Origin of the sequence: Nonomuraea zeae, from assembly GCF_005889725.1 — a bacterium.
Classification (GTDB): Bacteria; Actinomycetota; Actinomycetes; order Streptosporangiales; family Streptosporangiaceae; genus Nonomuraea; species Nonomuraea zeae.
The window spans coordinates 21911-44243 of record NZ_VCKX01000026.1; the positions used below are offsets into that span (position 1 = coordinate 21911).

21 protein-coding genes are annotated in these 22333 nt (G+C 72.7%); 19 read left to right on the forward strand and 2 right to left on the reverse strand.

All coding sequences use genetic code 11. From position 1 onward, the window contains the following. Positions 1-21: 21 nt before the first annotated feature. The 14 genes from ETD85_RS11390 to ETD85_RS11455 all read left to right on the forward strand — a co-directional run bounded on the left by ETD85_RS11390 (position 22) and on the right by ETD85_RS11455 (position 14444). Positions 22-1371: an NtaA/DmoA family FMN-dependent monooxygenase gene (locus ETD85_RS11390; protein WP_138689620.1), complete on the forward strand. Its 1350-nt coding sequence runs from the start codon at positions 22-24 to the stop codon at positions 1369-1371. Further along, positions 1368-2543 carry an LLM class flavin-dependent oxidoreductase gene (locus tag ETD85_RS11395; protein WP_138689621.1) on the forward strand — a complete coding sequence of 392 codons (1176 nt, stop codon included), beginning with the start codon at positions 1368-1370 and terminating at the stop codon, positions 2541-2543. The genes ETD85_RS11390 and ETD85_RS11395 overlap by 4 nt, the downstream gene beginning before the upstream one ends. After that, positions 2540-3574, forward strand: a complete 1035-nt coding sequence (locus ETD85_RS11400) for an LLM class flavin-dependent oxidoreductase (RefSeq protein ID WP_138689622.1) — start codon at positions 2540-2542, stop codon at positions 3572-3574. The genes ETD85_RS11395 and ETD85_RS11400 overlap by 4 nt, the downstream gene beginning before the upstream one ends. Further along, positions 3571-4704 (forward strand): MsnO8 family LLM class oxidoreductase, encoded by a 1134-nt coding sequence (locus ETD85_RS11405; RefSeq protein WP_138689623.1) that lies wholly within the window; start codon positions 3571-3573, stop codon positions 4702-4704. The genes ETD85_RS11400 and ETD85_RS11405 overlap by 4 nt, the downstream gene beginning before the upstream one ends. A gap of 86 nt (positions 4705-4790) precedes the next feature. After that, positions 4791-5591 carry a GntR family transcriptional regulator gene (locus ETD85_RS11410; protein ID WP_138689624.1) on the forward strand — a complete coding sequence of 267 codons (801 nt, stop codon included), beginning with the start codon at positions 4791-4793 and terminating at the stop codon, positions 5589-5591. A gap of 73 nt (positions 5592-5664) precedes the next feature. Continuing rightward, positions 5665-6606, forward strand: a complete 942-nt coding sequence (locus ETD85_RS11415) for a sulfite exporter TauE/SafE family protein (protein WP_138689625.1) — start codon at positions 5665-5667, stop codon at positions 6604-6606. 61 nt (positions 6607-6667) lie between these two features. Continuing rightward, positions 6668-7234, forward strand: a complete 567-nt coding sequence (locus ETD85_RS11420) for an RrF2 family transcriptional regulator (RefSeq protein WP_138689626.1) — start codon at positions 6668-6670, stop codon at positions 7232-7234. A gap of 419 nt (positions 7235-7653) precedes the next feature. Next, positions 7654-8646, forward strand: a complete 993-nt coding sequence (locus ETD85_RS11425) for a putative FMN-dependent luciferase-like monooxygenase (protein WP_138689627.1) — start codon at positions 7654-7656, stop codon at positions 8644-8646. Continuing rightward, positions 8643-9233: a CMD domain protein gene (locus tag ETD85_RS65650; protein ID WP_138689628.1), complete on the forward strand. Its 591-nt coding sequence runs from the start codon at positions 8643-8645 to the stop codon at positions 9231-9233. The genes ETD85_RS11425 and ETD85_RS65650 overlap by 4 nt, the downstream gene beginning before the upstream one ends. Continuing rightward, the gene (locus ETD85_RS65655; RefSeq protein ID WP_138689629.1) at positions 9230-9820 is read left to right on the forward strand and encodes an alkylhydroperoxidase domain protein; all 591 of its coding nucleotides are present in this window, start codon (positions 9230-9232) and stop codon (positions 9818-9820) included. Before ETD85_RS65650 ends, ETD85_RS65655 begins: the two co-directional genes overlap by 4 nt. 269 nt (positions 9821-10089) lie before the next feature. Continuing rightward, complete coding sequence (locus tag ETD85_RS11440; RefSeq protein WP_206058245.1) at positions 10090-11301, forward strand: MFS transporter; 1212 nt, start codon at positions 10090-10092, stop codon at positions 11299-11301. A gap of 85 nt (positions 11302-11386) precedes the next feature. Next, positions 11387-13030 carry an FUSC family protein gene (locus ETD85_RS11445; protein WP_138689630.1) on the forward strand — a complete coding sequence of 548 codons (1644 nt, stop codon included), beginning with the start codon at positions 11387-11389 and terminating at the stop codon, positions 13028-13030. A gap of 65 nt (positions 13031-13095) precedes the next feature. Then, positions 13096-13599, forward strand: a complete 504-nt coding sequence (locus ETD85_RS11450; RefSeq protein ID WP_138689631.1) for a MarR family winged helix-turn-helix transcriptional regulator — start codon at positions 13096-13098, stop codon at positions 13597-13599. A 110-nt stretch (positions 13600-13709) separates the two neighbouring features. Beyond that, positions 13710-14444 carry an MBL fold metallo-hydrolase gene (locus ETD85_RS11455; RefSeq protein ID WP_138689632.1) on the forward strand — a complete coding sequence of 245 codons (735 nt, stop codon included), beginning with the start codon at positions 13710-13712 and terminating at the stop codon, positions 14442-14444. Between the two features lies 1 nt (position 14445). On the opposite strand, the gene ETD85_RS66770 is transcribed toward ETD85_RS11455, so the two are convergent. After that, positions 14446-16722, reverse strand: coding sequence for a LuxR C-terminal-related transcriptional regulator (locus ETD85_RS66770; protein WP_138689633.1), 2277 nt, complete (start codon positions 16720-16722; stop codon positions 14446-14448). 100 nt (positions 16723-16822) lie between these two features. On the opposite strand from ETD85_RS66770, the gene ETD85_RS11465 reads away from it, so the two are divergent. The 4 genes from ETD85_RS11465 (at position 16823) to argG (ending at position 20352) form a co-directional block, all read left to right on the forward strand. Then, complete coding sequence (locus ETD85_RS11465; RefSeq protein ID WP_240779094.1) at positions 16823-17881, forward strand: NAD(P)-dependent alcohol dehydrogenase; 1059 nt, start codon at positions 16823-16825, stop codon at positions 17879-17881. A gap of 96 nt (positions 17882-17977) precedes the next feature. Continuing rightward, the gene (locus tag ETD85_RS11470; RefSeq protein ID WP_138689634.1) at positions 17978-18451 is read left to right on the forward strand and encodes a hypothetical protein; all 474 of its coding nucleotides are present in this window, start codon (positions 17978-17980) and stop codon (positions 18449-18451) included. Then, a complete protein-coding gene (locus ETD85_RS11475; RefSeq protein ID WP_138689635.1) occupies positions 18451-18762 on the forward strand; it encodes a transcriptional regulator in 312 nt (103 codons plus the stop codon). Before ETD85_RS11470 ends, ETD85_RS11475 begins: the two co-directional genes overlap by 1 nt. A 141-nt stretch (positions 18763-18903) precedes the next feature. Continuing rightward, on the forward strand, positions 18904-20352 hold the full coding sequence (argG, locus tag ETD85_RS11480) for an argininosuccinate synthase (RefSeq protein ID WP_138689636.1): 1449 nt from the start codon (positions 18904-18906) through the stop codon (positions 20350-20352). A gap of 76 nt (positions 20353-20428) precedes the next feature. Here argG and ETD85_RS11485 read toward each other — a convergent pair whose 3' ends face one another. Beyond that, positions 20429-20809: a hypothetical protein gene (locus ETD85_RS11485; protein WP_240779095.1), complete on the reverse strand. Its 381-nt coding sequence runs from the start codon at positions 20807-20809 to the stop codon at positions 20429-20431. 190 nt (positions 20810-20999) lie between these two features. Here ETD85_RS11485 and ETD85_RS11490 point away from each other — a divergent pair, with 190 nt between their 5' ends. Further along, a complete protein-coding gene (locus ETD85_RS11490) occupies positions 21000-22304 on the forward strand; it encodes a S1 family peptidase (RefSeq protein WP_170246625.1) in 1305 nt (434 codons plus the stop codon). Positions 22305-22333 lie beyond the last annotated feature (29 nt).

Genomic DNA, 22333 nt, shown 5'->3' on the forward strand with positions numbered 1-22333 from the left:
CCACCGCACGAGGAGCACTCCATGAAACAGGTGCACCTGGCCGCTCACTTCCCGGGCGTGAACAACACCACCGTCTGGGCCGATCCCCGCTCCAGAAGCCAGATCGACTTCGCCTCCTTCCAGCACCTGGCGCGCACCGCCGAGCGCGCCAAGTTCGACTTCTTCTTCCTGGCCGAAGGGCTGCGGCTGCGTGAGCTGAAGGGCCGCGTCCACGACCTCGACGTGGTCGGCCGGCCCGAGGCGCTGACGGTGCTGGCCGCGCTGTCCGCGATCACCGACCGGCTCGGCCTGGCCGCCACGGTCAACACCACCTTCAACGAGCCGTACGAGCTGGCCCGGCGGCTGGCCACCCTCGACCACCTCAGCCAGGGCCGGGCCGCCTGGAACGTGGTCACCACCTCCGACGCCTTCACCGGCGAGAACTTCCGCCGCGGCGGCTTCCTGGACCGTTCCGAGCGCTACATGCGGGCGGAGGAGTTCGTCCGGCTCTCGCGCGCGCTCTGGGACTCCTGGCGGGCCGACGCCGTGCTCGCCGACCAGGAGAGCGGCCGGTTCCTGCGCTCCGACGCCGTGTCGGCCGTCCGCCACCAGGGCCGCCACTTCACCGTCGAAGGCCGCTTCAACGTCCCGCGCAGCCCGCAGGGGCAGCCCGTGATCATCCAGGCGGGCGACTCGGAGGAGGGCAGGGAGTTCGCCGCCGCCACGGCCGACGTCATCTTCACCCGGCACGGCACCCTGGAGGCGGGCCGGGCCTTCTACACCGACGTCAAGCGCCGCCTGGCGAAGTACGGGCGGCAGCCGCACCAGCTCAAGATCATGCCGGCCGCGACGTTCGCGCTCGGCGACACCGACGCCGAGGCGGCCGAGCACGCCGCCGAGATCCGCCGGCTCCAGGTGGGCCCGCAGACCGCGATCGCCTTCCTGGAGCAGATCTGGGGCAGGGACATGTCCGCCTACGACCCCGAAGGCCCGCTGCCCGACGTCGAGCCCGAAGGCGCGCAGGACGTCTCCCAGGGGCGGGTCCAGGTCGCCGACCGGCTCGGGGTGGCCGCGCGGTGGCGGGAGGTGGCGAAGGAGAAGGACCTGACCATCCGCGAGCTGGCCATCGAGATGACCGGCCGCCAGTCGTTCGTCGGCTCGCCCGAGACCGTGGCCAGGCAGATCGAGGAGTTCGTGGCCACCGACGCCGCCGACGGGTTCATCCTGGTCCCGCACCTGACACCCGGCGGGCTCGACGACTTCGCCGCCAAGGTGGTGCCGCTGCTGCAGGAGCGCGGCGTCTACCGCGCCGACTACGGCGGCCCCACGCTCCGGGACCATCTCGGGCTGGACGCCGACCCGCGGGACGCGCGACTGGGAGGTGCCGCGTGAGCGCCGATCACCTGCACCTGGCCGTCGCCCTCGACGGCGCGGGCTGGCATCCGGCGGCCTGGCGCGACCCGGCGGTCAAGGCGCGGGAGCTGTTCACCGCGCGGCACTGGGCCGGGCTCGTCGCCGAGGCCGAGCGCGGGCTGCTCGACTTCGTCACCATAGAGGACGCGCTCGGCCTGCAGTCCACGCTGCTCGACGGCCCGGACGACCGCACCGACCAGGTACGCGGCCGGTTCGACGCCGTGCTGCTCGCCGCCGCGCTCGCGCCGCTGACCACGCGCATCGGCCTGGTGCCGACCGCCACGACCACGCACACCGAGCCGTTCCACGTGGCGATCGGCATCGCGACCCTGGATCACGTCAGCTCGGGGCGCGCGGGCTGGCGGGTGCAGGTGTCGGGGCGCAGGACGGAGGCCGCGCACTTCGGCCGCAGGGAGCTGCCGGTCCTCGATCCGGCGCGCGCGGACCTGGTGGCGGAGCTGTTCGCCGAGGCGGCCGACGCCGTCGAGGTGGCCAGGCGGCTGTGGGACAGCTGGGAGGATGACGCCGAGATCAGGGACGTGGCCACCGGGCGGTTCATCGACCGGGACCGGCTGCACTACATCGACTTCGCGGGGGACCGGTTCTCGGTCAAGGGGCCCTCGATCACGCCACGGCCGCCGCAGGGGCAGCCGGTCGTCGCGGTGCTCGACCACGGGGCGTCGCCGGTGCCGTACGAGCTGCCCGCCGGCTCCGCCGACGTCGTCTTCGTGACCCCGCACGACCGGGACGGCGCGGCGGCCATCGTCCGGCAGGTCGAGAGCGTGCGGCGGGGACCGCTGAAGGTCTTCGCCGACCTGCTGGTGTTCGTCGGCGACGACGCCGCCGGGCGCAAGGCCAAGCTCGACGAGCTGGCCGGCGCGGAGCTCACCTCGGACGCGTACGTGTTCGCCGGCACCGCGGACGAGCTGGCGGACCTGCTGCTCGACTGGCGGACGGCCGGGATCGAGGGCTACCGGCTGCGGCCCGGCGCGGTGCCGATCGACCTGGAGGGGATCACCCGCGGCCTGGTCCCCGCGCTGCGGGAACGCGGCGCCTTCAGAAGCCGGTACGAGGCCACCACCCTGCGCGGGCACCTGGGCCTGCCCCGCCCAGCCAGCCGTTACGCCGTACAGAAAGCTGATATAGCGTGAAATTTCTTGCCATCACGTTGATCGTGCACGACGGTCGCAAGTCCACCAACGAGCGCTTCCGCGAGGTCGTCGACAACGCGGTCCTGGCCGAGGAGCTCGGCTTCGACGGCTTCGGCGTGGGGGAGCGGCACGAGCGGCCGTTCATCTCCTCCTCCCCGCCCGTGGTGCTCAGCCACATCGCCGCCAGGACCTCCCGCATCCGCCTGTTCACCGCCGTCACCACGCTCAGCCTCCTGGACCCCGTACGGGCCTACGAGGACTACGCCACCCTCGACCACCTGTCGGACGGCCGCCTCGAACTGATCATCGGCAAGGGCAACGGCGCCGCCCAGGCCCAGCTCTTCCACGTCACCGCAGACGACCAGTGGGAGCGCAACCGCGAGGGCTACGAGCTGTTCCGCAGGCTCTGGCGCGAGGACAAGGTGACCTGGGAGGGGAGCTTCCGCCCGTCGCTGACGGACGCGGAGACCTGGCCGAGGCCGCTGCAGCAGCCGATCCGCGTCTGGCACGGCAGCGCCACCAGCAAGGAGTCGGTGGACCTGGCCGCGCGCTTCGGCGACCCGCTCTTCTCCGCGAACGTCACCAACCCCATCGAGCCCTACGCCGAGCTGATCGCGTACTACCGGGAACGCTGGGCCCACTACGGGCACGATCCCGCCGACGCGCTGGTCGGGGCGGGCAGCGCCGGATACTACGCGGCCAGGACCTCGCAGGAGGCGATCGAGACGTACCGGCCGATCTTCCAGGCCCGGCTCGAAACCTTCAAGAGGTACGGCGTGCCGCCGGTCTTCCACTCCCTTGAGGACGCCATCGACCGCAGCTCCATCCTTGTCGGCAGTCCGCAGCAGATCATCGACAAGGTGCTCAGATATCACGAAAGGTTCGGGCACGAGGTGATGCACCTGCACGCCGACGCCGACGGCCTCACGGACGGGCAGCACAGGGCCGCGCTGGAGTTGTTCCAGGCGGAGATCGCGCCCGCGCTGCGCAAGGAGATCCCCAGCAGGCCGTTCCCCGGAGGGCTGTCATGACCGTACCCCTGTCCATCCTCGACCTGGCGCCGATCCCGTCGGGAGGCAGCGCGGGCGACGCGCTGCGCAACACGATCGACCTCGCGCGGCGCGCCGACGAGCTCGGCTACCGGCGCTACTGGCTGGCCGAGCACCACTTCGCGGCCGGGGTGGCCAGCTCGGCGCCCGCGATCCTCATCGCCCTGGTGGCGGCGGCCACCGGCCGGATCAGGGTGGGGTCGGGGGCCGTCCAGCTCGGGCACCAGACGCCGCTGGCGGTGGTCGAGCAGTTCGGCCTCATCGACGCGCTGCACCCGGGCCGGATCGACCTGGGGCTCGGCCGCTCCGGCCAGCGCCGGGCCGAGCTGAAGGCCAAGGCCGCCGCGAACGACGGGGCCCCGCCGGCCGCGGGCGTCACCGGGTCACGCGTCGTGGACGGGCTGCTCATCCCGCCGCCGTTCGACTGGTCCCAGCTCGTCAAGGTTCCCGAGCTGGCCTTCCAGGCGTCGCTGCTGCAGCAGCCGGGCGCGCAGGCGCCCGACTTCGCCGACCAGGTGGACGAGATCATCGCCTTCCTGCGCGGCACCTACACCTCGCCGGACGGCCTGACCGCGCACGCCGTGCCGGGCGAGGGCGCCGACATCGAGCTGTGGGTGCTCGGCAGCAGCGGCGGCCAGAGCGCCCAGGTGGCGGGCGAGCGCGGGCTGCCGTTCGCGGCGAACTACCACGTCAGCCCGTCGAGCGTGCTGGAGGCGGTGGCGGCCTACCGGGAGGCGTTCAAGCCGTCCGAGGTGCTGGCGGAGCCGTACGTCGTCGTCTCGGCGGACGTGGTCGTGGCGGACGACGACGCGGCGGCGGCCGAGCTGGCCAAGCCGTACGGGCTGTGGGTACGCAGCATCCGCAGCGGCCGGGGCGCGATCCCGTACCCGAGCCCGGAGGAGGCCGACGCGCACGTGTGGAGCGAGCAGGACCGGGCGCTGGTCGCCGACCGGCTGGACACCCAGTTCGCCGGCTCGCCGCAGACGGTGGCCGATCGCCTGCGCGTGCTCCAGCGCGTCACGGGCGCCGACGAGCTGCTCGTCACCACCATCACCCACGACCACGCCGACCGCGTGCGCTCCTTCGAGCTGCTGGCCGGCGCATGGGTGTAGGCAGCGCCCGCAGGGTGGCGGATCTTCCCTTTTTCCGGAGGCAGCGGCCCGACGAGCACCCCGGGAGGGCGGCAGTGGGACGCGTGATGGCCACACGACGCCGGGCCGATCGGGCCCGGCAGGTGGCCGACCTGCTGAGAAGGCAGATCGTCCAGGGGCACTTCCCGCACGGCCGGCTCCCGCTGGAGGCGGCGCTCGCCCGCGAGTTCGGCGCCTCCCGCAACACCGTGCGCGAGGCGCTGGGCCTGCTGCGCGAGGAAGGGCTGGTCGAGCGGTGCCCGGGCGTGGGCACCACGGTGGCCAGGGAGAAGTACCCGCACGGCCTGCACCGGCTGCTCGGCCTGGCGGAGACCCTGCACGAGCACGGTGAGGTGACCAACCAGGTCAGGACGATGAGCCTGATCGAGCCGCCCGCCGCGGTCAGCCATCGGCTCGGGCTTTCGGCCGGCGAGCAGGTCGTCTATCTTGAACGGCTGCGCCGGCTCAACGGCCTGCCGCTCTCGCTGGACCTGACCTATCTGGTGCGCGACGTCGGCGAGCCGCTGTTCGACGCCGACCTGGAGCACAACGACATCTTCGTGCTGCTGGAGCGGATCGCCGGCCAGCCGCTCGGGACGGCCGAGCTCACCCTTGAGGCGGTCAACGCCGACACCCACACCGCCGCGGCGCTCGAAGCGCCGCGCGCCGCCGCGCTGCTCATGGTCGAGCGGCTCACCCACCTGGCCGACGGCCGGCCGGTCGACCTGGAGTTCATCCGCTTCAGAGGCGACCGGCTCCCGCGGTGGCCGCGGCGCTCAGGGAAGCCTGCACCGACCCCGACGCCGACGTGCGGGCATACGCGCGGAGAGCGCTCCCGCAGGAAATCTGATCGGAAGAGTAGGAATTAGGACTTGACTAGATCTTGAACCTGATAAAAGCTATCCCTACTTGTACAGTAGGAATGATAGGAAAGGGGCGGTTGTGCGAGCGCTCATCCTGCTCGGGCTGGTCGGTTTTGCAGCCCAGCTCGTCGACGGCAGCCTGGGCATGGCCTATGGCGTCACGTCGACCACTCTTCTGCTGGCCATCGGCACCAACGCGGCGGCCGCCTCCGCCACGGTGCACCTGGCCGAGATCGGCACCACGCTCGCCTCGGGAATCTCCCACTGGCGCTTCGGCAACGTCGACTGGAAGGTCGTCGCCAAGATCGGCATCCCGGGAGCCGTCGGCGCGTTCGCCGGGGCCACGTTCCTGTCCAGCTTGTCGACCGAGATCGCCGCGCCGGTCATGTCGATCATCCTGCTGTCACTCGGCGTGTACATCCTGATCCGTTTCACCGCCTTCGGCCTGCCGCGCGGCAACCTGGGCAAGCCGTTGCGCAGGCGCTTCCTCGCGCCGCTCGGCCTGCTGGCCGGCTTCGTGGACGCGACCGGCGGTGGCGGCTGGGGTCCTGTCGGCACGCCCGCCATCCTGGCCAGCGGCCGCCTGGCCCCGCGCAAGGTGATCGGCTCCATCGACGCGAGCGAGTTCCTGGTCGCGATCGCCGCCAGCATCGGCTTCTTCATCGGCATCGGCTCCGAGAACATCGACTTCGCCTGGGTGGCCGTGCTGCTGCTCGGCGGCGTCATCGCCGCGCCGATCGCGGCCTGGCTGGTGCGGCACATCCCGCCGCGCATCCTCGGCTCGGCCGTGGGCGGCGTCATCGTCCTCACCAACGTGCGCACCCTGCTGCGCAGCGACTGGATCGACGCCTCCGGTGCCGTCCAGACGATCGCGTATCTGGTCATCGCCGCCATCTGGGCGGCCGCCATCGCCTACTCGGTGCGTGAATACCGCCGGGACAAGGCCAACGAGTCGGTCGAGGCGCTGGAGCTGGAGCTGCGGCGTAAGGCTACCGAGGAGGAGGAGACGGCCTCCGCCTGAGGCCCCCGCGCCGCCGGGCCCGGTCTCCCATGGGAGCCGGGCTCGTGGCGCTCACACGCCTATGAGAATCTCTGCCCGCACCCAGTACGCCCTTGGCGCCATGCTGGCTCTGGCCGAGGCCGACGGCCCGGTGCACGCCGAGTGGATCGCCGACTCGCAGGAGATTCCGCGCCGCTTCTGCGACAACATCCTTCTCCAGCTGCGCCGCGCCGGGCTCATCCACAGCCAGCGCGGCCCCGAAGGCGGTTACTGGCTCGCCCGGCCGGCCAAGGAGATCGCGCTCGCCGACGTGATCCGCGTCACCGAGGGGGTCGAGCAGGCCGCCCGGCCCTTCCCCAAGGCCGCCGCGCCGCTGGCCGCCATCTGGGCCCAGCTCCGCGACCACGAGGACGCCCTGCTCGGCGAGATCACCCTCGGCGACATCGTCGCTTCCACCGGGCCACCGGCTTCCACTGAACCGGCCTCGACCGAGCCGCCCGCCGCCAACGAGCCGCCAGCCCACGACGAGTCACCCGCCCGCGCCGACTCGCCCGCCCGTGGTGAGCCGCTCATCCGTCCCGACCCGCCCGGTCGGGCCGAGTCGCGGCACGTCCATCGCCGCTCCCCGGACTACCGGTCGACCCGCTGAGTGGCGCACGGTGGCGTCGAGGGGACATGCCCGGCAAATTCATGCTCTTTAGGTAGGTTATGCTGGGTTTGCCGGGCCGGCCGGCCCGCGATCACGGTCCGTGGCCTGGTCAAGCACGTCAAGCTCGGGCGAGACCGCCACGGCCAGGATCGTGGTGCGCTTCGAAGAGCCCACGCCGGGAACGGTGACCATCGCGGGGCGGGGGTCACCGAGGCGCCCGGCGTGCCCGCGCGCGACCCGCTCGATCGGGTGGTGCCGCCGCGCTCATGTACGACCTGGCGGCGGTGCGGCAGACCCCACACCGCCTCCGCCAAGAACAAGGGAACCATCGTGGAAGCAGGAACGACCCGGGGGCTCTGCACCGGCCCCCGGCACGACCACACCGAAGAGCTCCTGGCCGCAATTCCGGAGCCGGCGCTATGAGGATCGGCTTCTTCACCCGGCTGCTCGACGACGTCGCACCGGCAGAGCGCTACCGGCTGGCCACCGAGCAGATCGCGCACGCCGAGTCCCTCGGCTTCGACACGGCCTGGGTCGCCCAGCACCACTTCGACGGCGCCGAGGGCGGGCTGCCCGCGCCGCTGGTGTTCCTCGCCCACGTCGCCGCGCGGACCAGCCGCATCAGGCTCGGCACCGGCATCATCACGCTGCCGCTGGAGCAGCCGGTGCGGGTGGCCGAGGACACCGCCGTGCTCGACCTGCTGACCGGCGGCCGGCTGGAGGTCGGCGTGGGCAGCGGCGGGACGCCCGCGTCGTTCGCCCCGTTCGGCCACGACAGCGCCGAGCGCTCCGCCATCTACGCCGAACACCTCGCGACGCTGGTCAACGCCTGGTCCGGCGGCGAGCTCGGCGGCGGCAACCGGCTCTACCCGCCCGCTCCCAGGCTGCTGGAGGCCGTCTGGGAGGCGACGTTCTCGGTCAGCGGCGGCACGCGGGCGGGCAAGGCGGGCAACGGGCTGATGCTGTCGCGCACGCAGCCGCGACCCGCCGACGACCCGCAGGCCACGCTCGCGCAGATCCAGCGGCCCATCGTGGACGCCTACTACGAGAACCTGCCGCCCGGCACGACCCCGCGGATCATGGCCTCGCGGACCGCGTTCGTGGCCGACAGCAGGGCGGAGGCGCTGCGGTACGCCGAGCTCGGGCTCGGCCGGGGCCGGCTGCCGTTCGAGCTGCCCGACAGCGACCTGGACCGGCGCATCGCCGCGTTCGACGTGCACGTGGGCACCCCCCAGGACGTCATCGAGAGCCTGCGGGCCGATCCGACTCTCTCCCGGGTCACCGACCTGGTCTTCCAGGCGCACTCGGTCGATCCGCCGCACCCGCTCATCCTCCGCTCGATCGAGCTGCTGGCGACCGAGGTCGCGCCCGCGCTCGGCTGGGTCCCCTCCACAGAATTGAGCTCGACGTGATCACTGATGTCATCGACCACCTGGCGGGCATCCAACCCGGCTCGCCACTCGACCTGCTGCGCGGCAGGCGGCCCGCCGCCCGCGAGCACGCCCAGCGCAGCTACGACGCGCTGTTCAGCCCGTGGGCGGAGGACGAGGTCACGCTGGTCGAGCGCGACGCGATCGCCGCGTTCGTGGCCGGGCTGCACCACGACCCCGCCGCGACCCGCTTCTACGCCGACCGGCTGGCCGAGCTCGCCCCCGGCCTGCTGGCGGTCGTGGAGGCCGAGGTCGAGGCCGGCGGGACGACCGGGCCGTACGGGGTCTATCCGGGCGAAGGCCCGCTGTCGCTGGAAAGCGACGAGGGGCTGCGTTACCGGGTGCAGCGGCCTGAGGAGGTCGGGGTACGGCTCGCCGCCGCGTTCGAGCACGCTCACCTGCTGGTGTTCCGGCCGCGCGAGGCCGGGCGGGAGTCACTGGACGCGCTGGCCGGCGCGGGCTGGAGCGCCACCGGAATCGTGACGCTGTCGCAGCTCGTGGCCTTCCTCACGTTCCAGATCCGCGTGGCCGCCGGGCTGCGTCACCTGCAGAAGGGACTCGCCTCATGACCGGCTCCGAGCGGGCGCAGCTCGCCTTCACCCAGGATCGGCTCGGCTGGGAGCCGTGGCTGGCGCCGCTGACCACGGAGGAGCTGACCGACGAGCACTACGAGGCGCTGGTGGACAAGGCCCGCGCCAAGTCGCCGTACTTCCTGCTGCTGGCCCGCGATCCCGCGATCCTGCACGCCAGGACCAACACCGACAACGACATCTTCCACAACACCGACGGCGGGCTGCCGCGCGCCGAGCGCGAGCTGGCGGCGACGGCCACCTCGCGGCGCAACGGCTGCGTCTACTGCGCCTCGGTGCACGCGCGCTTCGCGGCCCACTACTCCAAGCGCGGCCCGGACGTGCAGCGGCTGCTCGACGAGGGGGTGCACGCGCCGCAGGACGGCAGGTGGCAGGCGATCACCGACGCCTCGGTGGCGCTGACCGCGACCCCGGAGGAGTTCGACGCCGCCCACATCGAGGCGCTGCGCGTCGCCGGGCTCGACGACCTGGCCATCAGCGACGTCATCCACGCCGCCGCCTTCTTCAACTGGGCCAACCGGCTCATGCTCTCGCTCGGCGAGCCCGTCAAAGAGCCCGCCCCCTGACCCCCGGGCACCTCCAAACCATCGATCCGCCCCCCGGCCACCCCCGACCTGTCGTACCTGGAGCCTGACCCGGACGCGCTGCGGGCCGTGCTCGCCGCCTGCTCGGGCCTGCCACCTTGCGCCGACCTCGACCAGACGCCAGGAGCACCCGAAAGCGTCGGGTCCGGGCTGGGATCACCCCACACTTGACGCAGGCCCGGCAGGGGTGCGAAATGTCCTGACGGCTGAAACCTGAGCGGAGAAGAGCGAGGCGGCGAAAGTGAGGTGCTGTGGTCGAGGCGGCCGATCGCAAGTCCGCTGACGAGAACCCGGGACGCCGGCAATTGTGGCCGCTCTACGCGGCCGGGTTCACCACGGCGTTCGGCGCGCACGGCGTCGCGGCGAGCCTGGGCGGCCAATCCTCGGAGGCGGTCACCTCGCTGCTGGTGCTCGGCGGGCTGCTGGCGCTCTACGACGGCGCGGAGGTCCTGCTCAAGCCCCTCTTCGGCACCCTGGCCGACCGGATCGGCGCTCGCCCGGTGCTGCTCGGCGGCCTGATCGCCTTCGCGGCGGCCTCCGCCCTTTACGCCGTCGCCGACAGCTCCGGCTGGCTGTGGGCGGCCAGGCTCGGCCAGGGGGCCGCCGCCTCGGCGTTCTCCCCGTCGGCCTCCGCCCTGGTCGCCCGGCTCAGCCCGGCGGCCAGGCACGGCCGGGCGTTCGGCGGTTACGGCTTCTGGAAGAGCCTCGGCTACACGTCAGGCCCGCTGCTCGGCGGCGTGCTGGTGTGGGCCGGCGGGCTGCGGCTGCTGTTCGCGGTGATGGCGGTGCTCGCCGTGGCCGTGGCGGCGTGGGCCGCGACGGCGGTGCCGGCCGTGCCGCCGCTGCCCAAGACCCGGCAGACCGTGCTGGACCTGGGACGGCGGCTGGCCGAGCGGGCCTTCTGGCAGCCGACGGCCGCCCTGGCCGCCGCCACGGCCGCGCTGTCGGTGGGCGTCGGCTTCCTGCCGGTCTCCGGCGCCGCCGCCGGTCTGGGCCCGGTGGCCACCGGCGCCACGGTGTCGGTCCTGGCCGCCTGCGCCGCCGTGGTCCAGCCGGCCGCCGGCCGGGCCTTCGACGCGGGCCGGATCACCACCCGTTCGGGGCTCGGCCTGGGCCTGGCCGTCGCCGCCGCCGGGCTGGCCTGCGCCCTGCTGCCGGGCCTGGCCGGGCTGCTGGTTCCGGCTGTGCTGATCGGCGCGGGCACGGGGCTGATCACCCCGCTCGGCTTCGCGGCGCTGGCCGCCTCGACGCCGCGGGAACGGCTGGGGCAGACGATGGGGACGGCCGAGCTCGGGCGCGAGCTCGGCGACGCGGGCGGCCCGCTCCTGGTGGCCGGCGTGGCCACCGCCGCGACGCTCGCCCACGGGTACGCCGCGCTCGCGCTGCTCCTGGCCGTCGCCCCCGTCGTCATCCTCTCGAACCGCCTGCGGCGATGGGCTGACCAGCGAGGTTCTGCGGCCTGATTTGTTTTACGAGTAAAACACTTGCTAAGCTTTAGGGGTGAGTGCTGTCCCCTTCGACCAACCCTGTCCACGTCCACGCATCCGTATGCCCGTCCGCGCCGCCCTGCGGCTGTCGCCGCTCGGTGACATCTGGCACAAGCCCGCGCTGAGCGCCGTCGCCGCGCTCGCCCTCGTGCTGCTCCCGCTCTACCTGGCGGGGCGGCTGGACCTGGTGCTGTACGCCGCCGCCGGCTCGATGTGCGCCCTGTACGGTCACGGCCTGCCGTACGCCACCCGGGCCAAGGCGCTGGCCTGGGTGACGCTGGGGATGCTGTCGGGCACGGGCGTCGCGCTGGTCACGGCGGCACTCACCGACTCGATCGCCGTCCGGGTGGCGGTGGCCGCGATCCTGGCCGGGCTGCACAAGGCCGTGTGCGACGCGACCAGGATCGGGCCGCCGGGGAACGTGGTGCTCACGTTCATCGCCGCCAGCGCCGCATTCGTCCCGCAACACCTCGCCGACGTTCCCATGCACCTGGGGGTCGGGGTGCTGGGCGGAGTCGTGGCCTGGGCGGTGGGAATGGCGCCGGGGCTGATCCGGCCCGACGGTCCCGAGCGGATCGCGGTGGCCCGGGCGCTGGAGGCGGCGGCGCGGCTGCTGCGCACGCGGGCGGAGAACGACCGGGCTGCCGTCCGGGTCGAGGCTGGAAGCGATCTGCATCAGGCCCGCCAGGCGGCCGCGGCTGCCGTCAACGCCGCCTGGCAGACGTTGCTGCGCTCCGGTGCCGCTGATCGGCGCCAGGGGCTGCGGCGGCTGCTGGTCCGCGGCGAGACGGCTGTCGCGCTGGTGTCGGCCGAGCGGCCCCGCGTGCCCGCGGCGGAGCTCGTGGCGGACGCCGACCGGCTGGCCGCCTTCGCCCGCGAGCTGCGTAAGGGCCGCCGCCTGCCCGAGCCGTCCAACGTCGATCCGCAGACGGCGGCGGCCGAGCAGGCGGAGCTGGCCGGGATCACGGCCGAGGAGAGAGCGCCGGCGCGCAGGGCGATCCGCCGCCCGCTCCTCGACATCGCGCGCAGGTGGCGGACCGTGCTGACGGTGTCGGGAGGCGCGGCCGTGGCCGGCTGGGCGTCGATGGCGCTCGGGGTGGGCCGCCCGTACTGGGCCGTAGTGACGGCCGCGGCCGTGTTCGCCGCGAACACCACCTTGTCCTGGAACCGGGCACTCCAGCGCGTGGTCGGCAACCTGCTGGGCGTCGCCCTGTTCACCCTGCTCGTGCCCGTCACCAGGCTGGGCGCGCTCGCGCTCATCGGGACCGTGCTCGTCATGCAGTTCGTCACCGAGGCGGCCGTCACGCGCAACTACTGGCTGGGCAGCGTGTTCGTCACGACGATGGCCATCCTGATGACCGAGTTCGCGGGGGCTCAGCCGGTGCCCGCGCTCGTGGCGGACCGCTGGCTGGACACCTGCGTGGGGGCCGCCGCCGGGCTCCTGGCCTGTGCGCTCCTGCCTGACCGGCGGGCCGCCCAGCGGGTGCGCGACGGTCTCGACCGTCTCGAAAGCGCGGTGGCGCAGGAGGGCTCGCCGCCCGCCGGACGCGACGCCGCCCGCGGCCGGCTCCGCGCCGCCCTGGTGGAGCTGCGCGAGGCCGCCGACGTCGCGGCGGGCGAGTGGTGGAGCGCGGCGCTGCCCCACGAGCGCATCGCGGCCGCAGAACGCGCGGGGCACCACCGCCTCGCCGAACTGGCGACCTGACCCGCCCTCTGCGGCGCGTACGATCGATCCCACCCAGACCCCGCAGCACAGGAAGGACCGAGCCCGTGGAGGACGCCGTGGCGATCGCGCTGCGCCAGTGGCGGGAGGTCCTCCCCGACGCCGACCTCGACACGATCGCCGTCATCGGCCGGCTCAACCGGTGCGCCGCGCTCCTTCAGCACGCCACGGACGCCCCGCTGGGCCGGGCCGGGGTGAACCGCGCGGAGTTCGACCTCCTGTGCGCCCTGCTCAGGGTGGGCGGCGAGCTGACCCCCGGCAGGCTGGCCCGCGAGACGTTCGCCTCGGGCGCGGCGGTGACCAAGCGGATCAAGCGCCTGGAGGAGCTCGGCCTGGTCGCCCGCCGCATCGACGACCGGGACCGCCGGGTGGCCCACCTGTCGCTCACCGAGCCCGGCCGGGACTTCATCCTGCGGCTGATGCCCGAACAGCTGGAATACGAGACCGCGCTGCTGTCCGGCCTGCCCGCCGAGCGGGAGCGCGAGCTGGCCGACCTGCTGGCCGACCTGCTGCTGACGCTGGAGGGCCGCCTGGGCGGCATGATCGGCTGATCACGAGGGGGACCGCGATATGGCGCCTGAGGTGCCGTGCGATGGTGACCGGTCCCGTCCGGTCGGCCCGTACCGGAATAACCGTCCGTCCCAGGGCGTCGATCACCATCATGGACATTCGATATGTCGGCGGGCCGACGGCGGTGCTGGAGATCGGCGGCCTGCGGCTGCTCACCGACCCCACGTTCGACGAGCCAGGCGACTACCCGATCGGCAACCGGGCGCTGACGAAGACCGCGGGGCCCGCCTTTGAGGTCGGACCGGTAGACGCCGTGCTCCTCTCCCACGACCAGCATCCGGACAACCTGGACAGGGCCGGACGCGCGTACCTGTCCTCCGTACCGCTGGTGCTCTCGACGGGCGCGGCCGCCGAGCGCCTGGGCGCACCGGTACGCGCCCTGCCCAACTGGACGACCGTCGAGCTGGGCGGCGACGGGCTGCGGGTGACCGGCGTGCCCGCGCAGCACGGCCCCGATGGCACCGAGCACCTGGTCGGAGAGGTGACCGGCTTCGTGCTCGCCGGTGACGGGCTGCCGACCGTCTACGTGAGCGGCGACAACGCCTCGCTCGACGTCGTGCGGGCCGTCGCGGAGCGGGTCGGGCCGGTGGACGTGGCGCTGCTGTTCGCGGGCGCGGCCAGGACGCCGCTGGTGGAGGGGAACCTGACGCTCTCCAGCGAGGACGCGGTGACGGCGGCCGAGATCCTCGGGGCCCGGCACGTGGTGCCGCTGCACTTCGAGCACTGGGCCCACTTCACGCAGGGCAGGGAGAGCGTGGCGAAGGCGTTCGCGGGGTTCGGCGACGGCCTGCGGCTGCTCGCGCCCGGGGAGCGTACCCGGATCTGACCTACGGCTTCGACGCCGCCATCCAGGCGGCGATCTGCGCCCGCGAGTTGACGCCGAGCTTGTTCAGGATGCTGCGGACGTGGCTGTCGACGGTGTGCTCGGAGATGAACAGGCGGGCGCCGATCTGCTTGTTGCTGAGCCCTTCGGCGACCAGCCGCGCCACCTCGGCCTCCCGGCGCCCGAGCGGCGACTCCTCCGCCGCGTCCGCGGGGGCCGGGCCAGGCTCGCCGAGCGCCAGCCCGACGGCGGCGTCCCTGCTCAGGCCCTTGCCCGCCGCGTACTCGGCCGCGAAGCCGGATGCCCCGAGCGCCGCCACCCCCAGCTCCTCGGCGCGGGCCAGCAGAGGGGCGAGGTAGGGGAGGAGGCTCGCCCCGGCTCCCGCCCGTACGGTCTCCGCCGCCCCCAGCAGCCGCGCCGCCCGCCGCGCCAGGCCGGAGCCCGCGGCGTGGCAGCCCAGGGCGTCGAGCAGGACGTACTGCCCGACCCGATCGTCGATCCGGTACGCGATCCGCAACGCCTCCGTGAGCAGCGGCTCCGACTCGTCGAGCTCGCCGGCGATCAGCGTGGCGGCCCCCAGGTTCAGCAGCATCATGTCGAGGCTGTAGAGGTCGCCCGTCGCCCGGCCGAGGCGCACGCCCTCCGCCGCGACGGACCTGACCACGTCGAGCTCGCCGTCGAACAGCCCGACGAGCGCCCGCGACTGCAGGAACATGAGCGTGGCGGCGTCGTCGCCGAGCCCGTCCGTGGCGGCGCGCGCCTCGGCGGCCAGCCGGACGGAGGCCGGCCGGTCACCCGCCATGCTCGCGGCGATCGAGGCCAGCGAGAGCGACTGCGCCAGGACGGGCCGCAGCCCGGCCTCCCGCGCGCAGGTCACCGCCTCGTCGAGCGCCGGCCTGGCGGCTGCCGCGTCCGACTGGAGCACGCCCAGGAAGCCGCGCATGAACCACCCCTGCGCCCGCCCGTGCGGATCGCCGCCCCCGGAGCCGAGCAGCTCCTCCAGCCAGCGGACGCCCTCGTTGGCGGCGCGGGTGACCCAGTAGTAGCCGACGGCGTAGACCAGGGACAGGCCGCGGCCGGAGTCGCCGCCGGTCACGCAGCCGCGCAGGACCGACCGGAGGTTGTCGATCTCCAGGTCCATCCAGTCGAGCCACTCGGCGAGCCGCTGCCGGGCCGTGGCCGCCTCTCTCCAGCACCGAGTGGTGTAGTAGCCGGCGTACCGGTGCCCGAGGGCCTCGTGCTCGCCGGCCGCGCGCAGCCTGAGCCCGGCGTACTCGTGCAGGCGGTAGCAGGCCAGGCCCCGGACGTCCTCCTTCAGCACGAGCGACTTGTCGACGAGCGAGGACAGCAGGTCCAGCGCGTACGCGGCAGGCACGTCGTCCCCGTACGCGCAGACCGACTCGATGTCCTCCAGCGTGAACCGGCCCGCGAACACGCACAGCCGCCGCAGCAGCGCCTGCTCGCCCGCCGCCAGCAGGTCGTGACTCCAGTCGATGGTGGTGCGCAGCGTCTGGTGGCGGGGGAGCGCGGCCCGCCCGCCGCCGGTGAGCAGGCCGAACCGGTCGGTCAGCCGGTCGAGGATCTGCTCGGCGGTCAGGACCCGCGTCCGTACGGCGGCCAGCTCGATCGCCAGCGGCAGGCCGTCGAGGCGGCGGCAGAGGTCGGCCACGGCCGCCTGGTTCGCCGCGGTCAGCTCGAACGCCCCGGAGGCCGCCGCGGCCCGCGCCGCGAACAGCAGGACCGCCTCGTTCTGCCGCAGCCTGGCGAGCGGCACGCCGTCCCGGGGCAGGTCGAGCGAGGGCACGGGGACCACGTGCTCTCCCGGCACCGACAGCGGCTCCCGGCTCGTCGCGAGCACGCGTACGCCCGGCGCGGCCCGCAGGACGTCCGCGACGAGCCCGGCGGCCGGCGCCAGCAGGTGCTCGCAGTTGTCCACCACCAGCAGCAGCCTCTTGTCCCGCAGGTGGGACAGCAGCTGGGCCGAGGGCGTGGCCGCGGCCTGGCCGCGCAGGTCGAGCGCGGCCAGGACGGCGTCGGCGACCAGCGCGGAGTCGCGTACCTCGGCCAGCTCGACCAGCCACGCGCCGCCGGGGAACGCGCGCCCGAGATCGCCCGCCAGCCGGAGCGCGAGGCGCGTCTTGCCGACCCCGCCCGGGCCGACGAGGCTGACCAGCCGGGCCTCGGAGAGCTTCCTCCTGACCTCGGCGAGCTCGCGGCGGCGGCCGACGAAGCTGGTCGCCTCAGCCGGCAGGTTTCCCAGGCGGCGCGGGGGTCTGGCCATGATGCGTCGGACACTACTACCGGCCGTGCGGCGCGGCTGGCCCGCCAATCACGAATTTCCGTGATTTCGCCGCCCGGCATGCTGCCCGACCCTGAGAACCATGGCTGAGAAAGCAGCGATGCAGCAAGCGGGGGTCAGCCGCGTCGAGCCCGGCCCCCTTCCCTCCACCATGAAGGCGGTCCGTTTCTACGCTTACGGGCCGCCCGAGGTCCTCCAGATCGAGGAGACCGACGTGCCCGCCGTCGGAGACGACGAGGTGCTGGTCCGCGTACGGGCGGCCGCGGTCAACCCGCTGGACTGGCACGGCATGAGGGGCGCCCCTTACGTCGCCCGCCTGTCGATGGGCCTGGCCCGCCCCAAGGTCAACGCGCTGGGCAACGACGTGGCGGGCCGCGTCGAGGCGGTGGGCAGGAACGTCATCGGGCTCCGGCCCGGGGACGAGGTGTACGGCGGAAGCGGGGTCCCGCTCAAGGCGCGCAGCGCGTCGTTCGCCGAGTACGCGATCTTCCACCGGGACGACATGCTGCTCACGAAGCCGGCCGGCCTGACCTTCACGCAGGCGGCGGCCGTGGCGATGGGCGGGCTCACCGCCTTGCAGGGGCTGCGCGACAAGGGCCGCATCAGGCCCGGCCACCGGGTGCTGGTCAACGGCGCGGCGGGGGGCGTGGGGACGTTCGCGGTGCAGCTGGCCAAGGCGCTGGGGGCCGAGGTGACCGGCGTGTGCAGCACGCCCAACGTGGAGCTGGTCCGGTCGCTGGGGGCCGACCACGTCATCGACTACACCAAGGAGGACTACACCCGCGCGGGCAAGCGCTACGACATCGTGCTCGATCTGGTGGCGAACCGGACCATCACCGAGAACCGGCGCGTACTCGTGCGGAAGGGCGTGCTCGTGGAATGCGCCCCCTTCGAGGGCCTGTGGCTCGGCCCGGTGCTCGGGATGCTCAAGCTGATGGCGCTCTCCCGGATCGTGCCGCAGCGGCTGGTCTTCTTCCTGGCCCAGGTACGCAGGGACGATCTCGCGGTCCTGGGCGAGCTGCTCGAATCCGGCAAGATCGCGCCGGTGATCGACCGGACGTACGCGCTGGACCAGATCTCCGAGGCGGTCGCGTACGTCGAGCGCGGACACGCCAGGGGCAAGGTCGTGATCACTGTCTGAGCCGGCGAGGAAGGCGTCGGGGTGACGACTTTCCTCTGAGGAAAGTGTGTGCTACTTTCCTCAGAGGAAAGTGGACATATGATCAGGGATGGCTCTATGAACCCCACTGACGCCCAGTCTTCACTCGACGACATCCGCCGGCTCCAGGGCAAGACTCACGACGAGATCGTCCGCCACAACTTCACCCTCCCCTACGTGCTGCTCGGGGCGGTGGGGCTGCTCATCGGGTTCGGCGGGACCGATCTCGACAACTCCTGGCGCACCTTGTCCATGGTGCTCGGCTTCGGCCTGTTCGTCGGGGTGGCGATCGTGCACGAGCGCCGGGCTTCCGCCCGCATGAAGGGAAGCCTTCCCCTGCTGGGGCTGCAGTCGGCGATCTCCGCCGGCGTCCTGCTGGTCTACATCGTCTTCAGGATCGCCTCCTGGGCGTTGTTCGGCCTACCGGCCCACGGGCTGCTGTCGCAGGGCATGGCCGGGGGTGTGGCGGCGACGGTGGCGTACGTCCTGGCCACGCCCCTGACCCGCCGGGCCCACCTGGCGATCATGCGGCACGATGCCAGGCGCGGCTGATGGATCCCTGTTTCGATGAGTTCCTGCATGTGCCCGCGCGGCTGTCCGTCCTCGCCGTGCTCGCCCCGGCCGACTGGGTGGACTTCGGCTTCCTGCGCGACGCGGTCGCAACGAGCGACTCGGCGCTGTCCAAGCAGGTCTCCGCGCTGGCCGGCGCCGGATACGTCGAGGTCCGCAAGGGGCAGGAGAGCAGGGCGCGGCGGACGTACGTACGGCTGACCCCCGAAGGGCGGGCGGCGTTCCACCGGCACGCGGCCGCACTGGAGCGGATCGTCGCCGCCGCCCGCCTGCCTGCCGATCGGCCCGATTGAGCACAAAGAAGCGCCAGGTCGGAACGAGCTGCCGAGCACCCCCGGACGCCGGAGTCCGGGGGTGATTTCGTGAACATCACTTCATGTTCGGCGGGCCCCGGCATTGCATGGCCATGCATCGGTATGTATATACTTCTACTCGTGTCCAAGGTGCTCAACTCTCTGCCTGTCGGTGAACGTGTCGGCATCGCCTTCTCTGGCGGCCTCGACACCTCCGTAGCGGTCGCATGGATGCGCGAGAAAGGTGCCGTCCCGTGCACCTACACCGCCGACATCGGCCAGTACGACGAGCCTGACATCGCTTCGGTGCCCGGCCGTGCCACCGCGTACGGCGCGGAGGTCGCCCGGCTGGTCGACTGCCGGGCCGCTCTCGTCGAGGAAGGGCTCGCGGCCCTGGCCTGCGGGGCGTTCCACATCCGGTCCGGCGGCCGTACATACTTCAACACCACCCCGCTCGGGCGCGCCGTCACCGGCACCCTGCTCGTGCGCGCCATGCTCGAGGACGGCGTGCAGATCTGGGGCGACGGCTCGACCTTCAAGGGCAACGACATCGAGCGGTTCTACCGCTACGGCCTGCTCGCCAACCCCTCGCTGCGGATCTACAAGCCGTGGCTGGACGCCGACTTCGTCGGCGAGCTCGGCGGCCGTACGGAGATGTCCGAGTGGCTGCTGGCCCGCCGCCTGCCCTATCGGGACAGCACCGAGAAGGCCTACTCCACCGACGCGAACATCTGGGGCGCGACCCACGAGGCCAAGTCGCTGGAGCACCTCGACGCGGGCATCGAGATCGTCGAGCCGATCATGGGCGTCCGCTCGTGGGACCCCGACGTCGAGATCCCCACAGAGGACGTCACGATCGCCTTCGAGCAGGGGCGGCCGGTGACCATCAACGGCAAGGAGTTCGCCTCCGCCGTGGACCTGGTCCTGGAGGCCAACGCCATCGGCGGCCGGCACGGCCTGGGCATGTCCGACCAGATCGAGAACCGGGTCATCGAGGCCAAGAGCCGTGGCATCTACGAGGCGCCGGGAATGGCGTTGCTGCACGCGGCCTACGAGCGGCTGGTCAACGCGATTCACAACGAGGACACCCTCGCCAGCTACTACAGCGACGGGCGGCGGCTCGGCCGGCTCCTGTACGAAGGCCGCTGGCTGGACCCGCAGGCGCTGATGCTGCGCGAGGCGCTCCAGCGCTGGGTCGGCACGGCGGTCACCGGCGAGGTGACCCTGCGGCTGCGGCGCGGCGAGGACTACTCGATCCTGGACACGTCAGGGCCGGCGTTCAGCTACCACCCGGACAAGCTGTCCATGGAGCGGACAGAGGACTCCGCGTTCGGGCCGGTCGACCGCATCGGCCAGCTCACGATGCGCAACCTCGACATCGCCGACACGCGCGCCAAGCTGGAGCAGTACGCCGGGCTCGGCCTGCTGGGCGGCCCGCACCCGACGCTGATCGTCGCCGCGCCGGCCCCCTCGACCGGGCTGATCGGCGAGATGCCGGAGGGCGGGGCGGAGGCCATCGCCTCCCGCGGCGAGGTCCCCGCCGACGAGGCGCTGCTCGACCACGCCGCGATGGAGTCCGGCACCGACTGATGCCGGCGCCGTACCCGGGGGTCAGGCGTCCTGATCCGTATCGAGCGGGACGGTGACCGTACATGGCTGAGAAGCGTCAGGGGCCGCTCACCTGGCGCAGCCAATCCGCCAGCGCGGCGTAGTCGGCCTCGCCGAGACCCCGGCCGGGGTCGACGCGGTGGAGCAGGGCGTGTCCGCGGTGGTGCGCGGACACCCACGCCCGGTCGGCGTCGGTGAGCTCGTCGTCGACCCAGGCGAACGGCCGCCCCGCCGCCCAGCCGACGAGCGTGCGGGTCTTGCCGTGCAGCCCGTCCCACGCGTCCAGCACATCGACGTCGGACGGCTCCGGCCAGGTGACCACGGGCAACGGCGGCAGGCCGAGCCGCGGCGCGACGCACTCGTTCGCGTCCTCCATCCAGGTCGTCGCCCAGACCAGCTCGCACGGCAACGCCGCCAGCCGCGGCCGTGAACGGGTCACGGTCGCATGATAGCGCCGGGCGAAGGTCCTGATCACCACGCGCCGTGATGTGACATTCCGTTCCATCCCGTGACATCGCCCGTATGTGGATTACAAGCAGACTGCCAGCGGGCCGCCGCACACTCCGGTCACGGGAACGACGGAGAGACAGGGTGTGACGATGGGCAAGCCGGTAGTGAGACTCATGGCGATGACGGGCGCGATCCTGGCCGGGGCCACGTTAGCGCAGGGAAACGCGCTGGCCGACGGCGCGAAACAGGTCTCGAAACCAGAGGACGTGGCGGTCGGCACCCGGCTGGCGGCCCGCAGTGACCCCGCGGTGGTCCTGATCGAGCTGCGATACACGGGGACGGTGCTCGTGCCGTTGCCGACCCGGACCAAGGCGTTCGACGCGCTCACCGCCAAGGCGCGCAAGCACGCGAAGGCCGGGCGCATCCCGGCCGACCACCAGAGCCAGATCAAGTGGATCCTGCGGACGGCCTCATCGAACGTCAGCCGCTACCTCAAGCCGACCAAGCAGAACATCAAGCTGAAGAACCAGAGCGTCGGCGGCCACTGCACCGGATGGTGGATCACCCCCAACGGGTACATGGTGACCGGCTCGCACTGCGTCGGCCTGGACAACAAGCTCCTGCGCCAGCGGTTCGGCCAGGGGGTGCTGCCCGTCATCAACGCCCAGGAGGTCAAGAACTACCTCAAGGGCATCGTCGGCGTCGCCCAGCCGGACGACGAGATGGTCAGGCTGGCCGGGACGCTGTTCAGCGGGTTCAACACCAAGAACATGCGGGTGGTCGGGGTCCGCCGCGGCATCGGCGTCGTACGCGCCCTGCCCGGCGGCGGGCGGGACGCCACCTCCAAGGTGACCCCGCTGCGGCTGGTGGCCAGGGGCCTGGACTACCCGGGCGAGGACTTCGCCCTGCTCAAGCTGAACGGCGCCAGGAACCTGCCCACCCTGCAGCTCGGCTCCGACTCCGACGTGCAGGTGGGCGACGAGCTCTACATCAACGGGTTCCCCGGGGTCATCACCACCAGCCCGGCCTTCAACCCCAAGTCGAAGATGTACCCGGCGCTGACGCAGGGCGCCTTCAACGCCAGGCGGACCACCATCTCCGGCGTGCCCTACATCCAGGCGCAGGCCCCCTCGTACGGCGGCAACTCGGGCGGCCCGGTGTTCGACAAGCGCGGCCGGGTGATCGGCACGCTGATCGCGGGCACGGGAGACGACGCCCAGGAGAACCAGAGCTACATCCTGCCCGTGGGCATCATCAAGAAGCACCTCGCCGCCGCCGGGGTCAAGCCGGTCCAGTCCAGGACCTCGCTGATCTACGGCGCCGCGCTGGACGACTTCTTCGCCAGGCGCTACCGGGCGGCGCTGCCCAAGTTCCGCCAGGTGCGCGCGCTGTACCCGGCGCACCCGTACGTCGCCGGCTATCTCCGCGACACCCGCGAGGCCATCGCGGCCGGACGGGACAGGACGCCCAGGAACGCCGCCTGACCCGCACGCCCTCGACCGGACCACTATGC

What these genes read in the sequence shown, in the direction of transcription:
- ETD85_RS11405 (WP_138689623.1), top strand. Translation starts at nt 3,571, where the DNA reads ATGACCGTACCCCTGTCCATCCTCGACCTGGCGCCGATCCCGTCGGGA.
- ETD85_RS11475 (WP_138689635.1), top strand. Translation starts at nt 18,451, where the DNA reads ATGGATCCCTGTTTCGATGAGTTCCTGCATGTGCCCGCGCGGCTGTCC.
- ETD85_RS11455 (WP_138689632.1), top strand. Translation starts at nt 13,710, where the DNA reads ATGGACATTCGATATGTCGGCGGGCCGACGGCGGTGCTGGAGATCGGC.
- ETD85_RS11410 (WP_138689624.1), top strand. Translation starts at nt 4,791, where the DNA reads ATGGCCACACGACGCCGGGCCGATCGGGCCCGGCAGGTGGCCGACCTG.
- ETD85_RS66770 (WP_138689633.1), bottom strand. Translation starts at nt 16,722, where the DNA reads ATGGCCAGACCCCCGCGCCGCCTGGGAAACCTGCCGGCTGAGGCGACC.
- ETD85_RS11465 (WP_240779094.1), top strand. Translation starts at nt 16,823, where the DNA reads ATGGCTGAGAAAGCAGCGATGCAGCAAGCGGGGGTCAGCCGCGTCGAG.
- ETD85_RS11425 (WP_138689627.1), top strand. Translation starts at nt 7,654, where the DNA reads ATGAGGATCGGCTTCTTCACCCGGCTGCTCGACGACGTCGCACCGGCA.
- ETD85_RS65655 (WP_138689629.1), top strand. Translation starts at nt 9,230, where the DNA reads ATGACCGGCTCCGAGCGGGCGCAGCTCGCCTTCACCCAGGATCGGCTC.
- ETD85_RS11490 (WP_170246625.1), top strand. Translation starts at nt 21,000, where the DNA reads ATGACGGGCGCGATCCTGGCCGGGGCCACGTTAGCGCAGGGAAACGCG.
- ETD85_RS11470 (WP_138689634.1), top strand. Translation starts at nt 17,978, where the DNA reads ATGAACCCCACTGACGCCCAGTCTTCACTCGACGACATCCGCCGGCTC.
- ETD85_RS11390 (WP_138689620.1), top strand. Translation starts at nt 22, where the DNA reads ATGAAACAGGTGCACCTGGCCGCTCACTTCCCGGGCGTGAACAACACC.
- ETD85_RS11445 (WP_138689630.1), top strand. Translation starts at nt 11,387, where the DNA reads ATGCCCGTCCGCGCCGCCCTGCGGCTGTCGCCGCTCGGTGACATCTGG.
- ETD85_RS11420 (WP_138689626.1), top strand. Translation starts at nt 6,668, where the DNA reads ATGAGAATCTCTGCCCGCACCCAGTACGCCCTTGGCGCCATGCTGGCT.